At 67.2% G+C, this 12,638-nt stretch carries 11 protein-coding genes; 8 read left to right on the top strand and 3 right to left on the bottom strand.

Translation table 11 applies throughout. The features are described 5' to 3' along the window. Both glgX and ACPPVQ_RS12980 read left to right on the top strand, forming a co-directional pair. The gene (glgX, locus tag ACPPVQ_RS12985) at positions 1-2,106 is read left to right on the top strand and encodes a glycogen debranching protein GlgX (RefSeq protein ID WP_426515515.1); all 2,106 of its coding nucleotides are present in this window, start codon (positions 1-3) and stop codon (positions 2,104-2,106) included. Positions 2,107-2,260: 154 nt separating this feature from the next. Continuing rightward, entirely contained in the window at positions 2,261-4,867 is a 2,607-nt protein-coding gene (locus ACPPVQ_RS12980; RefSeq protein ID WP_426515514.1) for a hypothetical protein, read from the top strand. Between the two features lie 17 nt (positions 4,868-4,884). Here the strand turns inward: ACPPVQ_RS12980 and ACPPVQ_RS12975 are convergent, their stop codons facing one another. Further along, a complete protein-coding gene (locus ACPPVQ_RS12975; RefSeq protein WP_426515513.1) occupies positions 4,885-5,841 on the bottom strand; it encodes an NAD-dependent epimerase/dehydratase family protein in 957 nt (318 codons plus the stop codon). 95 nt (positions 5,842-5,936) lie between these two features. Here ACPPVQ_RS12975 and sigJ point away from each other — a divergent pair, with 95 nt between their 5' ends. Beyond that, complete coding sequence (gene sigJ / locus ACPPVQ_RS12970) at positions 5,937-6,884, top strand: RNA polymerase sigma factor SigJ (protein WP_426515512.1); 948 nt, start codon at positions 5,937-5,939, stop codon at positions 6,882-6,884. Between the two features lie 17 nt (positions 6,885-6,901). Beyond that, entirely contained in the window at positions 6,902-8,755 is a 1,854-nt protein-coding gene (locus ACPPVQ_RS12965) for a peroxidase family protein (RefSeq protein WP_426515511.1), read from the top strand. A gap of 78 nt (positions 8,756-8,833) precedes the next feature. Here ACPPVQ_RS12965 and ACPPVQ_RS12960 read toward each other — a convergent pair whose 3' ends face one another. After that, positions 8,834-9,361 (bottom strand): DUF1269 domain-containing protein, encoded by a 528-nt coding sequence (locus tag ACPPVQ_RS12960; RefSeq protein WP_426515510.1) that lies wholly within the window; start codon positions 9,359-9,361, stop codon positions 8,834-8,836. 179 nt (positions 9,362-9,540) lie between these two features. On the opposite strand from ACPPVQ_RS12960, the gene ACPPVQ_RS12955 reads away from it, so the two are divergent. Both ACPPVQ_RS12955 and ACPPVQ_RS12950 read left to right on the top strand, forming a co-directional pair. Then, positions 9,541-9,948: a DUF7144 family membrane protein gene (locus tag ACPPVQ_RS12955; protein ID WP_426515509.1), complete on the top strand. Its 408-nt coding sequence runs from the start codon at positions 9,541-9,543 to the stop codon at positions 9,946-9,948. Positions 9,949-10,157: 209 nt separating this feature from the next. Continuing rightward, on the top strand, positions 10,158-10,469 hold the full coding sequence (locus ACPPVQ_RS12950; protein WP_426515508.1) for a thioredoxin family protein: 312 nt from the start codon (positions 10,158-10,160) through the stop codon (positions 10,467-10,469). A gap of 199 nt (positions 10,470-10,668) precedes the next feature. Here the strand turns inward: ACPPVQ_RS12950 and ACPPVQ_RS12945 are convergent, their stop codons facing one another. Beyond that, entirely contained in the window at positions 10,669-10,938 is a 270-nt protein-coding gene (locus ACPPVQ_RS12945) for a hypothetical protein (protein WP_426515507.1), read from the bottom strand. A 116-nt stretch (positions 10,939-11,054) separates the two neighbouring features. On the opposite strand from ACPPVQ_RS12945, the gene ACPPVQ_RS12940 reads away from it, so the two are divergent. Together ACPPVQ_RS12940 and ACPPVQ_RS12935 are read left to right on the top strand one after the other, a co-directional pair. Then, positions 11,055-11,966 carry an alpha/beta fold hydrolase gene (locus ACPPVQ_RS12940; RefSeq protein WP_426515506.1) on the top strand — a complete coding sequence of 304 codons (912 nt, stop codon included), beginning with the start codon at positions 11,055-11,057 and terminating at the stop codon, positions 11,964-11,966. Then, on the top strand, positions 11,963-12,637 hold the full coding sequence (locus ACPPVQ_RS12935) for an esterase/lipase family protein (RefSeq protein WP_426515505.1): 675 nt from the start codon (positions 11,963-11,965) through the stop codon (positions 12,635-12,637). Before ACPPVQ_RS12940 ends, ACPPVQ_RS12935 begins: the two co-directional genes overlap by 4 nt. The last annotated feature ends 1 nt before the right edge of the window (position 12,638 follow it).

Below are 12,638 nucleotides of genomic sequence, written 5' to 3'. Positions count from 1 at the left end.
ATGGACACGCTGCCCGGCGCGCCGTACCCCCTGGGCGCAACCGTCGACGAGAACGGGACGAATTTCGCCCTCTTCACCCAGAACGGCACCCGCGTCGAACTGTGCCTGCTCGATGAGGGCGGAACGGAGAGCCGGGTCGACCTGACCGAAGTGGATGCACAGGTCTGGCACGGCTACCTGCGCGGCGTCGGGCCAGGGCAGCGATACGGCTACCGGGTGCACGGCCCCTTCGAGCCCGCGAACGGGCACCGGTTCAATCCGAGCAAACTGCTCCTCGACCCGTATGCGCGGGCGATGGAGGGCGCATTCCGGTGGGAACCCGCGCTCTTCTCTTACGAACCGGGCCACGAGACGGCCCTGAACGTCGACGATTCGAGGCCGTTCACGATGCTGAGTGTCGTCACCGGGAACGCTTTCGACTGGCAGGGTGACGCCCCGCCGCACTGCACCTACGGCGACACGCTCATCTATGAGGCGCACGTGCGGGGACTCACGATGCTGCACCCGGACATCCCGCCCGAGCAGCGCGGCACGTACTCCGCCGTTGGCCACCCGGCGATCATCGAGCACCTGCAGAAGCTCGGCATCACCGCGATCGAACTCATGCCCGTGCACCAGTTCGTGAACGACGCGAGACTGCAGCAAGACGGGCTTGCCAACTACTGGGGCTACAACACGATCGGGTTCTTCGCCCCGCACAACGGCTATGCGACCGACGCCTCCGCCGGCCACCAGGTGGATGAGTTCAAGGCGATGGTGCGTGCCATTCACGCGGCGGGCATCGAAGTGATCCTCGACGTCGTCTACAACCACACCGCGGAGGGCAACCAGCTCGGGCCGACCCTGAGTTTCCGCGGCATCGACAACAGTGAGTACTACCGTCTAACTCCCGACGATCTGCGCAACTACCTCGACTACACCGGAACCGGCAACAGTCTCAACGTACGTCAGCCGCGCACACTGCAGCTCATCATGGACTCGCTGCGCTACTGGGTCACCGAGATGCACGTCGACGGCTTCCGCTTCGATCTGGCCTCCGTGCTCGCGCGGGAGTTCTACGACGTCGACAAGCTCTCCACGTTCTTCGAGGTCGTCGCTCAGGATCCGGTGGTGTCGCAGGTCAAGCTCATCGCCGAACCGTGGGATGTCGGACCCGGCGGATACCAGGTCGGGAACTTCCCGCCGAACTGGACCGAGTGGAACGGCAAATACCGCGACACGGTGCGCGACTTCTGGCGCGGCCAGCCGGCGACGCTGGGGGAGTTCGCCTCCCGGCTGACCGGCTCAGCCGACCTCTACGAGGACGACGGCCGCCGTCCGAGCGCTTCGATCAATTTCGTCACCGCTCACGATGGCTTCACGCTCGCCGATCTCGTCTCCTACGAGTCCAAGCACAACGAGGCGAACGGCGAGCAGAATCGTGACGGCACCGACGACAACCGCAGCTGGAACGGCGGAACGGAGGGCGACACGGATGACCCGGCCATCCTGTCGCTCCGTGCCCGGCAGAAGCGGAACTTCCTGGCGACCCTGCTGGTGTCGCAGGGGGTGCCGATGATCCTCCACGGTGACGAGCTCGGCCGCACCCAGCACGGCAACAACAACGCGTACGCCCAGGACAACGAGCTCACGTGGATCCACTGGGACACCGCCGACAGCGAACTCATGGCGTTCGTTTCGGCGGTCGCCCGCCTGCGCGCGCAGCATCCGACATTCCGTCGCCTCCGCTACTTCGACGGCAAGCCGGTGGACCGGGCAGATGGTGGCCGATTGCCCGACATTGTGTGGCTCTCGCCCGCGGGCGGGGAGATGACGATGGATGACTGGACGGCCGGCTACAACAAGTCGATCGGCGTGTTTCTGAACGGTGAGAGCCTCGGCCGCCGCGATGCCGAAGGCCACGCGCTCACCGACGACGACATGATCCTGCTCTTCAATGCGGACTCCTCGACGGTGGAGTTCGCGTTGCCCCAGCGGGCCGTGCCACTGCGGTGGGAGGTGCTGCTGGACACGTCCGAAGCGACCGCGGCCGGGCCGACCCCGCTGGACAAGACGACAATCAGCCTGGTCGACCATGCGCTCGTCGTGCTTCGGCGCGTCGCGTAATATGTGAGAAATATTCGATTTGTGGTAGCGGAGTGACGCCTGAGGCGTCTAACATCGGCTCATCCCTACCCAGTAGTGCGCTTTTCGATCAACCCGTCTTCTCGAATACCGGTCTCAGCCATTCGACAGTCGTTGCTGTCCAAAGGGAGCCCGCGTGCGCCGAGTCCTTGCAGCATTCCTTGCACTTGCGCTCGCCCTGGGGGCGGCGCTCTTCCTGGCGATTCCGGCATCGGCGATGGGATCGCATGGCGACGGCCACGACTCGGGAACGCACACCGGTGGTCACCATCCGTCGCCTTCGCCCACCCCTGCGCCGGTGGATCCTGCACCGACGCCCACGCCGACCCCGACCCCGGCGCCGGCGCCCGCGCCGGACCCGGTTCCCGTGGTGACCGTTCCGGCACCCCCGCCGTCGCCCACACCTGCGGCGGCACCGGAGCACGCCGCCACGACCGCGAACACTCCGTCGCCGGCGCACACCCAGACGCATCCCGAACCGACGGAACCGCCGGAGACCACCCCGACACCCACCCCGACCCCCGAACCCACCTGGACTCACACTCCGACTCCGACGCCGTACCCGACCCCCGCGCCGGAGCCGCACCACGATGGCGACCACGACCAGGTGCCCGCGATCAGCTACCACTTCTCGCCCGGGGCGGTCACGACCTACGGCACCCTCGAGCGCGGCGCGAACGGCATCGACCTCTACTCGGTGAGCGGCCACGATCCCTCGTTCAGCACCGCGTGCGTCTGGAACTGGACCATGCCGGTGTGCGAGTTCGACGCGCTCGCCACGGGAACCTGGGAACTCAAGCCGCACTACCCCGAGCGCGGGTTCGACGACCAGTTCAAGATCGAGAAAGCGGTCTACTTCGTCGTCCCCGACTCTCCGACGATCTCCGCCGTGGACAACGGTGACCAGACGGTTACCTTCGACGGCACCGGAGTCTCGGGTGATCGGGTGATCGTGAAGGGCGCGTCGCACGACCGCATGTGCTCGGCGACGGTCGGCGACGGAGGCCAGTGGTCGTGTACGAGCGGCACGCTGCAGCCGGGGGACTACTCCTTCGCGGCGATCCAGGTGGATGTCTCGTCCCGCTCGTCGGCCGGCGTCGACTGCGCGACCTACGTGTCCGGGGGAACGTCCCCTCGTTCTGAACCGGTGCCGGTGACGGTCGCTCCGCCGGGCCCGGTCACGATCGACCCGAACAGCTGGTCGTTCGGGATCTTCGGCGTCGACCTCGGCCACCTGCACCTCGGTGACCACTTCACCATCACCGGCCACGGGCTGCCGTCCGGCCTCTCGATCTCCATCGAACTGCATTCGACGCCGGTCGTGCTCGGGGCCACCACGGTCGCGACGGACGGTTCGTTCACCCTCGACGCGTCGGTTCCCCGTGACACGGTGCCCGGCGGCCACGAAGTCATCGTGTCGGTCAGTGGCCCCGGCGTCGTGCCGGCCACGAAGAGCGTCGGCGTAACCGTGCTCGCTCCGGATGTCGTGCCTGCGCCGCCGCAGCCCTCGGTAGTGGTTCCCACGCCCGCACCGCTCCCCACGGTGGTTCCCGATGTTCCGGTCGCCCCGATCACCATCCCGCTCGCCGCAGTGCCATTCTTCGCAGTGCCTTTCGTCGCCGCCCACGCAACGGCGGTGGGAACCCCGCAGACCGGGGGCGAGGCGCCGAGTGAGAAGACGGGAGCCTCACCTGCGCAGCCGAAGCCTGCGGGCGTGGCGCCGAACATCCTGACCAACGCCATCCGCACGATCCAGGACATCCTGGCCCACCCGCAGAAGGTGTCGGCGTCGATTGCGATCGGCCTGGTGCTCATCCTCTTCGCGACGCTCCCGGCACACCTGCTGAACGCGACGCTGTCCGAGCAGTACGAGCGGTTCTCGCGGCGCCTGCCGAAACCGAAGAAGCCGCCCCACTGGCTGGAAGCGGTGACCGCCTGGCTCAACCATGAGCCCGTGGTCGGCGTGCTGACGATCGTCGTCACGACCGCGCTCCTGTTCGGGTTCGCGGATCCGACGTTCGGCTTCACGCTCGCGTCCCTCCGGCTGTTCCTCGCGTGTGCCGTCGCGCTGTTCTTCGTCGGCTATGTCGCCAACGCCGTGACCATGGTCATCGCGCACCGGCAATGGGATATCGACGTGGCGATCTCCATTCGGCCGCTCGGGCTGATCCTGACGGTGGTCGGGGTCATCCTGTCGCGCTTCCTCCACTTCTCGCCCGGGTTCCTCGTCGGTTTGATCCTCGGCCTCACGATCGCCAGCGGCAAGGCGGTGCAGGTGTCCGCGTGGAAGGTCGTGCTCACGCGCACAGTGATCCTGCTGACGTTCGGCGTGCTGGCATGGGGCGCATACAGTGCGCTGGCGACGGAGCACGCGACCGAAGAGTCGTTCGGTTCCGCGCTTCTCGCCGAGACGCTGGTCGCCATCACAACAGAGAGCCTGGTGGCCCTCGTCGTCGTGCTGCTGCCGTTCCGCTTCCTCGAAGGCGAGCGCATCTACGAGCACTCGAAGCTCCTCTGGTCGGGCGTCTACCTGTTCGCGTTGACCGCATTCCTGGTGACCGTCGTCTCGTGGGACGGCAACTGGCAGGTGCTCGGCACGGCGTTCTGGCTCTGGATGTCGGGTGTGGTCCTCTTCGGCGCGATCTGCCTGGGCGTCTACCTGTACTTCCGGTACTGGGCGCCTCCGTTGTATGTGGAGAGCGAACCCGACAACGAGCAGATTCCGATCAGCGACGAGGCGTAGGGGGCGGGGCCGGTCGGTCAGTGTGGGATGTGCGGCTGAGCGGCAGGCGCGGCCGCGGCGTAGGCGGCGGTGAAGCCCTGCCGCCAGCTGGGGTACCGGAGCGTCCAGCCGAGTTCGCCTTTCGCCTTCGCATTGGAGGCCCCGCGCGACTCGGTCGCCGTGCGCACCCCGCTTTCTCCGGCGACGAGGCGGGCGAGCCACACCGGCATGTGCCGGGGCGGCCGGGCTCCGAGCGCCACCGCCAGCGCGGGCAGCCATTCGCTCAAGGGAGCCGGGTCGTCATCCACGATGTTGTAGATGCCCGGATTGCCGCGTTCGAGAGCCAGGACGGTCGCCGCAGCGGCGTCCTCGAGGTGCACGAACGACATGTAGCCGGCACCGCTGCCCACGATCGGGAACATCCCTTTGCGCACCGCACCGGGCAGCTGATCGCTCGCGTCACCGTAGAAGCCCCCGTAGCGCAACGCGATCCCGCCCGCCTGCGTGACCACGGTGTCGACGTGGGTCATCGCCCCGAAGGTCTCCCGCGTGCCCGCAAGGAGCGACGCGTCGAGCGGGTCGTCTTCGGTCTTGACCATGCCACCCTCGCGGGCGTAGCGGTATGGAGCGAAACTCTGGGCGACGAATCGCCGTACCCCAGCATCCTGCGCTGCCGCCAGCAGAGCGTCGGTTCCGGTGGTGCGCAACAGGTTGGTGGCGGCGAACGTCTTGTCGAGCGACCGCGAGAACCCACCGCCGGCGAGCGCCGTCGCCTCATGGATGATCGCGTCCGGCGCCGCTTCGCGCACAGCCCTGCGCACGGCATCGGCGTCGAGCAGGTCGAGCCGCACCGCGTGGGCACCGAGGGCGCGCAGCCGATCCGCTTTCTCCGGCGACGCCGTGTAGGTGCCGATCACCTCGTGGCCGTGCTCGATCAACTGGGGGACCAGCCGGGCTCCGATCGCTCCGCTTGCTCCCGAAACGAATACTCGCATCGCACTGTCCTTCCACTTTCGGTTCCCCGCTCTGTCACACTCCGCGTGTCTGGGGGGTCATTGCTTTGACACCTCAGAACGGGAGAATGTGACCGATGGACGAGAACGAGTGGCTGGCGACGCGTTTCGAGGAGCATCGCGGTCACCTGCGTGCAGTGGCGTACCGGATGCTCGGATCGCTCAGCGACGCCGACGACGCGGTGCAGGACACCTGGCTGCGCCTGAGCAACGCCGATACCGATGAGGTCGAGAACCTCGGGGGATGGCTGACCACCGTCGTGGCGCGCATCTGCCTGAACATGCTGCGGGCACGCAACACGCGTCGTGAGGAGTCACTCGATACGCGGGTGCCCGATCCGGTGATCTGGCGCGGTGCAGGGTCCGGCGGCTTCGACCCGTTCGATCCCGAGAGTGAGGCAGTCCTTGCCGACTCTGTGAGCCTCGCCCTCCTGGTCGTTCTCGACACACTGACTCCCGCCGAGCGCCTGGTCTTCGTGCTTCACGACCTGTTTGGGCTGCCGTTCGATGAGATCGCACCGATGGTCAGCAGGACCCCGGCGGCTGCCCGGCAGCTCGCCAGCAGGGCCCGGCGGCGGGTGAAGGGCGCGGCCGTGCCGGCGCCTCACGAGGATCGCCGCCGGCAGCAGCAGGTGGTCGATGCATTCTTCGCGGCAGCCCGCGAAGGCGACTTCGACGCCCTCGTCGCTGTCCTGCACCCGGACGTGACGCTGCGGATCGACGCGGGTACGGCATCCCCGGCCGCTTCGATGGTCGTGCGCGGCGCGGCCGATGTCGCGCGCCAGACGAGTGAGGGCCTGACGTCGTCGCTCGCGCGCGCGGGCACCGAGGTTCAGCCGGCCGTGGTCAACGGGGGCGCCGGCGTGATCGTGACGATGGCGGGCAGGGCCGTGACCGTGATGGGCTTCACCGTCGCATCCGGCCGGATCGTCGAGATCGACTCCATCTTCGACCCTGCACGCATCGAGCGGATCCTTTCCCTGCGCGGCGCGGAGGACCATACTGGCGGTGACGTTCTGGGGTGAACGCAAGGGGGTCGGCCATGAACGGCAAGCCTGACGACAAGCCTGACGAGACGAGTACGTCGGACATTCCGGACAATCCCGGCGTGGGGGAGCGGCTGTTCGACAGCGCGACTGAAGACCTCGACCAGAAGCATCCCTGGTACAGGCTCCCGAAAGAGCTCGGACTCATCGAGCTGATCGGCATCCGCAATGTGCTGCGGGAGCAAAACCTCTTCGACACGTCGCGGCTCCCGTCGGTGAACGCGGTCGTGCCCCCGCCGTACGACGAGAAGTTGGTCACCCGACGTTCGCCCGACGGCAGCTGGAACGACCTCGAGCATCCGGAGATGGGGATGGCCGGCACGCGCTTCGGGCGCAACGTTCCGCTGGCCGAGACCTGGCCGAACCGCGACCGGATGCTCGAGCCCAGTCCACGTGAGGTGAGCCGGCGGCTCATGACCCGCTCTGACCTCATACCGGCGACGGGCGGCAACGTGCTGATCGCCGCCTGGCTGCAGTTCATGATCCGCGACTGGTTCCGGCACGGCACGAGCCCAACCGACAACCCCTGGATCCTGCCGCTGGCGCCCGGCGACGACTGGCCGGCACCGCCGCTCACCGTGATGCGCACGCCACCGGACCCGACCTCGCCGCCGGACTCCGCCGACCCGCCGACGTTCATCAACATCATGACCCACTGGTGGGACGGCTCCCAGGTCTACGGCAACACCCTCGAAGACCAGCAGTTCCTGCGCGAACACACGGGAGGCAGGCTGCGCCTCGTCGATGGAGCGCCGCCGATCCCGGACGACCCGGCGAAGAACCCGACACATGTTCCCGGCTTCTGGCTGGGGCTCGGGATGCTCCAGACCCTCTTCATCGAAGAACACAACGCGATCTGCGACATGCTCGCGGCCGCGCATCCGGACTTCGACGACGAGTCGCTGTTCCAGCATGCCCGCCTGATCCTGTCGGGGCTGCTCGCCCGCATCCACACGGTCGAATGGACTCCGGCGGTGACCGCCCACCCGACCGCGATCGAGGCGCTCCACGCCAACTGGTGGGGGCTCGAAGGCAAAGGGCTGCACGAGTTGCTCGGCCGCGTCAGCAAGAGCGATATCGTCTCGGGCATCCCGGGCAGCAACACCGAGGACTTCGGGGTTCCGTTCGCACTCACCGAGGAGTTCGTGGCCGTCTACCGGATGCACCCGCTCATCCCCGATCACTTCGACTTCCGCTCGGTCGACACGGATGCGGAGACGCTCGGGGCGGCGGAATTCGACACGCTCGCAGGACCGGCGGGACTCGAGGTGCTCAAGGCGAACCGCCTCGTGGACCTGATCTACACGTTCGGAACCGAGAACCCCGGCCTGGTCACGCTGCACAACTTCCCGAAATACCTCCAGACCTTCACGCGGCCGGACACCGGGGCGCTGATGGACCTCGCGGCGACAGACATCCTGCGCTGCCGCGAGCTGGGCGTTCCCCGCTACACCGCGTTCCGCCGGTTGCTGCACCTGCCGGTGCCGAAGACGTTCGACGACATCTCCAGCAACGCCGAGTGGGTGGAGGAGCTGAAGTCGGTGTACGACAACGACCTCGACTCCGTCGACCTGATCGCCGGGATGTTCGCCGAAGACCGGCCCGAAGGTTTCGCATTCAGCGACACGGCCTTCCGCATCTTCATCCTGATGGCGTCGCGCCGGCTCAACAGCGACCGGTTCTTCACAACCCATTTCACGGACGAGGTATATACCCGTGAGGGCATGCAGTGGATCGAGGACAACACGATGGGCACGGTGCTGGTACGACACTGCCCGGAGCTCGAGCCGTACGTCGGCCATCTCGAGAACGCGTTCGCGCTCTGGAGCAGGGCGGGCGCCACGGGATGACCGGGGCGAAGCCCGCGGGAAGGGGCGGGGTCATCCGGTGGAGACCCCGCCCCTGAGACGTGTTGTTCGGCCCCGGCCCTACTCGGCGGCGTCCTGCACCTCGTCGTCCAGCGCCTTGTCGTCGACGGCGATCTCCTTGCGGGTCACCTTCGAGGCGCCCGTCAGGAGGGCCGCAACCTCGTCGGCGTCGGCCGGTTCGACGACCACGACGATTCCGGCGCTGCCGGCGTCGAGTGTCTCGCTGATCGTCTTCAGGTCTTCGGCGGACGCCTTGTTGGAGATATGGCCGGCGATGGCGCCGATGCCCGCTCCGGCAGCGCCGCCCGCGAGGAGCGCGCCTCCCAGTGCGACCGCGGGGAACAGTGCGACGACGAGGCCGCCGGCGAGGCCGATGGCCAGGCCCCTCCTGCCTCCGTGGTGCTTGGCTCCGTCATCCCGCTTGGGGATCTCGACTTTGCCTTCCTTGTCACGCACGACTACGGCCGCATCGAAAGCTGCATGCTTTCCGGCGTCCTTGTAGTGCGCATGGATCTTGTCGAAATCGGCCACGGCCTCGTCTTCGGTCGCGTACTGCGCAGCGATCGCTACATACGGCTGGTCAGCCATCCCATCACTCCTGTCTTCATCAGCCCGCCCCGAAGACCGACTGAGATCCACCGCCGCATGCGGTGCGGCACCCATACGAAGCTTCGGTCGGTGGATGCGCACAGACATCACCCGGACGGGGTGATCCGGCGCGCCACGGCTTCCGAATATCTTGTGTCTTGACAGAGGGGGTGGGGCCAGTGAGCGAGACACGGGTCACCGGATGGGTCGGCTGGGTACTGTTCGCGTCGATCCTTCTCATCATCGAGGGGGCTTTCGATATCTTCTTCGGGTTCATCGCACTCCTGGCGCCCGACAGCGCCTACTTCCGCGGGAGCAACGGGGCGCTCGTCGGGTACGACGTGCAGGCCTGGGGGTGGTGGACGCTGATCCTCGGTGTCATCGTGCTGCTCACCGGCGTCTTCCTGCTTCGCGGTGCCCTGTGGGCCCGGCTTCTCGCGGTGATCGTGGCGGGGGTGAACGCAGTGACGAACCTGCTGGCGTTCCCGACGCAGCCCATCTGGTCGGTGGCGCTGGTCACCATGAACCTGCTGATCGTCTACGCCGTCACCGTGCATGGCGGCGAACTGAAGCGTGACGCGGAATGAACTGACGCACGCCGCTGGGTGAACGGAATCAAGGGGGCAACACTCATGTCGAACATCGATCCGCTGGAAGTCCGGCCGACACACAGCGTCGACATCACGGCCATCCTCGACCAGGTCGCTCTGCAGGGCGAGTCGTCCCAGGACGGCTGAGCCGGCGTTCGCAGGACTTCGGTGGGCCCACTGCCGTGCGTTCGGCGCAGAATGGGCACATGAAGATCGAAGTGCTGCACATCGACGACTGCAAGAACTGGCAGCGGGCCGGCGAGCGGGTCAGGATTGCGCTCGTACAGGTGGGGGATACGACCACCGCTGTGGAGTTCCGGCTCCTCGGTACGCCCGAAGAAGCGGCGGCGGTCCCGTTCGCGGGATCGCCGACCATCACGCTCGACGGCGAAGACCTGTTCCCCGGCGCGGACCGGGTCGTCGACCAGGCCTGCCGCATCTACGCCACACCGGATGGGCTCGCCCCTGTGCCCACGGTTCAGCAACTGGTCGAAGCGATCGAGACCCGTGGACGCTGACGCGCTGACGGTCTGCTCGTGCTGCGGACGGGAGCTTCCGCGACGCAAAGTCCACTCTCTCGAGGGCGGCGCCGCGTACATCTGCCGGAGGTGCGGGATGTGGGTGGCCCTGTGGTGGCGAGGCGACGCCCACTGATCGATCGGTCGCCGAAATAACCGTCGCTAACGACCCGAGCCCATCGGGTGGGCTCCGGGCGGCTCAGAGCGACTCGTGATCCTTGTCGGTCTCGACCGGGTCGCTGTCGGGCGCGTCGAAGTGGTAGGCGACGTACTTCTCGCTGTTGACCAGGCGCTCGGCGCCTTTCACATACCAGAAGAGCGATTCGAGCCCTTCGATCGCCGCGACCGAGCCGATCCGCTCGTCTGGGGCTCCGCCGTTGATCAGGAGCCGCCGGTCGGTGGTTCCCGCCAGGGGACCGTCGACGTATTCGACGATGTACTCGTGTTCGGCTCGCGGTGGATTCGTCATCCCTACACGGTAATGCCCCCGGGCGCGGCAGGGTGAGTGGCTGCGAAGAAAATCGGTGCCGGAGGGCGCTCGAGGGTGTTGACTTGCCCTGTCGGACTTTTCTCAGGGAGTCAGCGATGGTGACGGATTCACGCGCATCCAGCGAGCCGCAGCATGAGACGCGACGGCTTCCCCGTCGTCCAGCGTCTTCGCTGGCCGAGCGATGGACGACGATCGACGGCCTCGACTTCTTCTTTCGGGAGTCGAAGACACTGCCCGACGCCCCGGCCATGATCCACCTGCACGGCTTCGGTCTGTCGGGCCGGTATCTTCTACCAACCGCGGAGCAGCTCCAGGACGAATTCCGCACCTACGTTCCCGACCTGCCGGGTTTCGGCCACAGCATGAAGCGCCGCAAACCGCTGGATGTTCCGGGTCTTGCGCGTGCGGCGGCGGCGTTCATGGACGATCGAGGTATCGATTCGGCCACCCTTGTCGGGAACTCGATGGGATGCCCGGTCATCCTGGAGTTCGCCCACCTCTACCCTGACCGCATCGATCACGCGGTGCTGGTGTCTCCGGCAGGCGGCATGCACAATCAGCCGTTGACCCGCGCGATGACCCAGCTCGCGCGGGACGGCGGTCGTGAACCGAGAGCGCTCGTGCGTGTCGCAACGCCCGACTACCTGCGGTTCGGAGTCTCGAGCACAGCGCGGATGTTCGGCGCACTCATGCACTACCCGTCCCTTGAACGACTCCTGGACCTGGATGTCAAGACGCTGGTGGTACTCGGAGACCAGGATCCCCTGATGCCCAGCCCGGCCCGGGTCAAGGAGATCGCCAGCCACATCGACAACCAGGCGACGCTGGTGGTGATCGAGGGGGCGGCGCACGCGATCAACTTCAGCCACCCCGGGGAATTGGCCAACGTCATCCGCCTGTTCATGGCCGACCGGCCGATCGTCGACGACCCGGATTCGCCCGGCACCGCCCACGCCTACGAACTCCACCGGGGGATGCTGGAGCCGCCGGCAGAGGGCGCTGCGTGACGGGCCTCTTCCGCAATCTCGGCTGGTGGGCGGAAGACTACGCGTATGCGGCGGCATGGCAGGCGCGCGCCGCCATTGACCGCACCGACCCCGGTGCGTTCGCATCGGGCTCCGGGCGTCCCGTTCTCATGATCCCCGGCGTCTACGAGCCCTGGCAGTTCCTGCGGCCGCTCATCGACGCGCTGCACGCGGCCGGCCACCCCGTGCACGTCGTCCCCGCCCTCGGCAACAACCTCGGTGTGCTGAGCGAAGCAGCGACCATCGTCGAGAACCGGCTGGAGGAGCTCGACCTTCGCGATGTGGTGATCGTCGCGCACAGCAAGGGCGGCCTGATCGGCAAGCTCGTGATGGTGGGGGAGGGCAGCGTGCCCCGGGTGGTGCGCATGGTCGCGATCTGCACGCCGTTCGCCGGGTCGCGGTATGCCCAGTTCATACCGATTCGCGCGCTGCGAGACTTCTCGCCCACCGACCCGGCGGGCATCTCCCTTCGCGCGGACGAGTCGGTCAACAGCAGGATCGTGTCGGTCTTCGGGCCGTTCGATCCGCACATTCCGGAGGGGAGCACGCTTGCCGGGGCGACCAACCGGGTGGTCGCGAAAGGTGGGCACTTCCGGGGGCTGTCGGATCCGGAGGTGCGGGCGATCGTCCTCGAAGAAGCCGGCAAGGAATAGC

Source organism: Leifsonia sp. McL0618, assembly GCF_049994905.1.
Lineage (GTDB): Bacteria > Actinomycetota > Actinomycetes > Actinomycetales > Microbacteriaceae > Diaminobutyricibacter.
The sequence above is the reverse complement of the archived record's forward strand: the minus strand, read 5'-3'. Positions and strand labels throughout refer to the sequence as shown.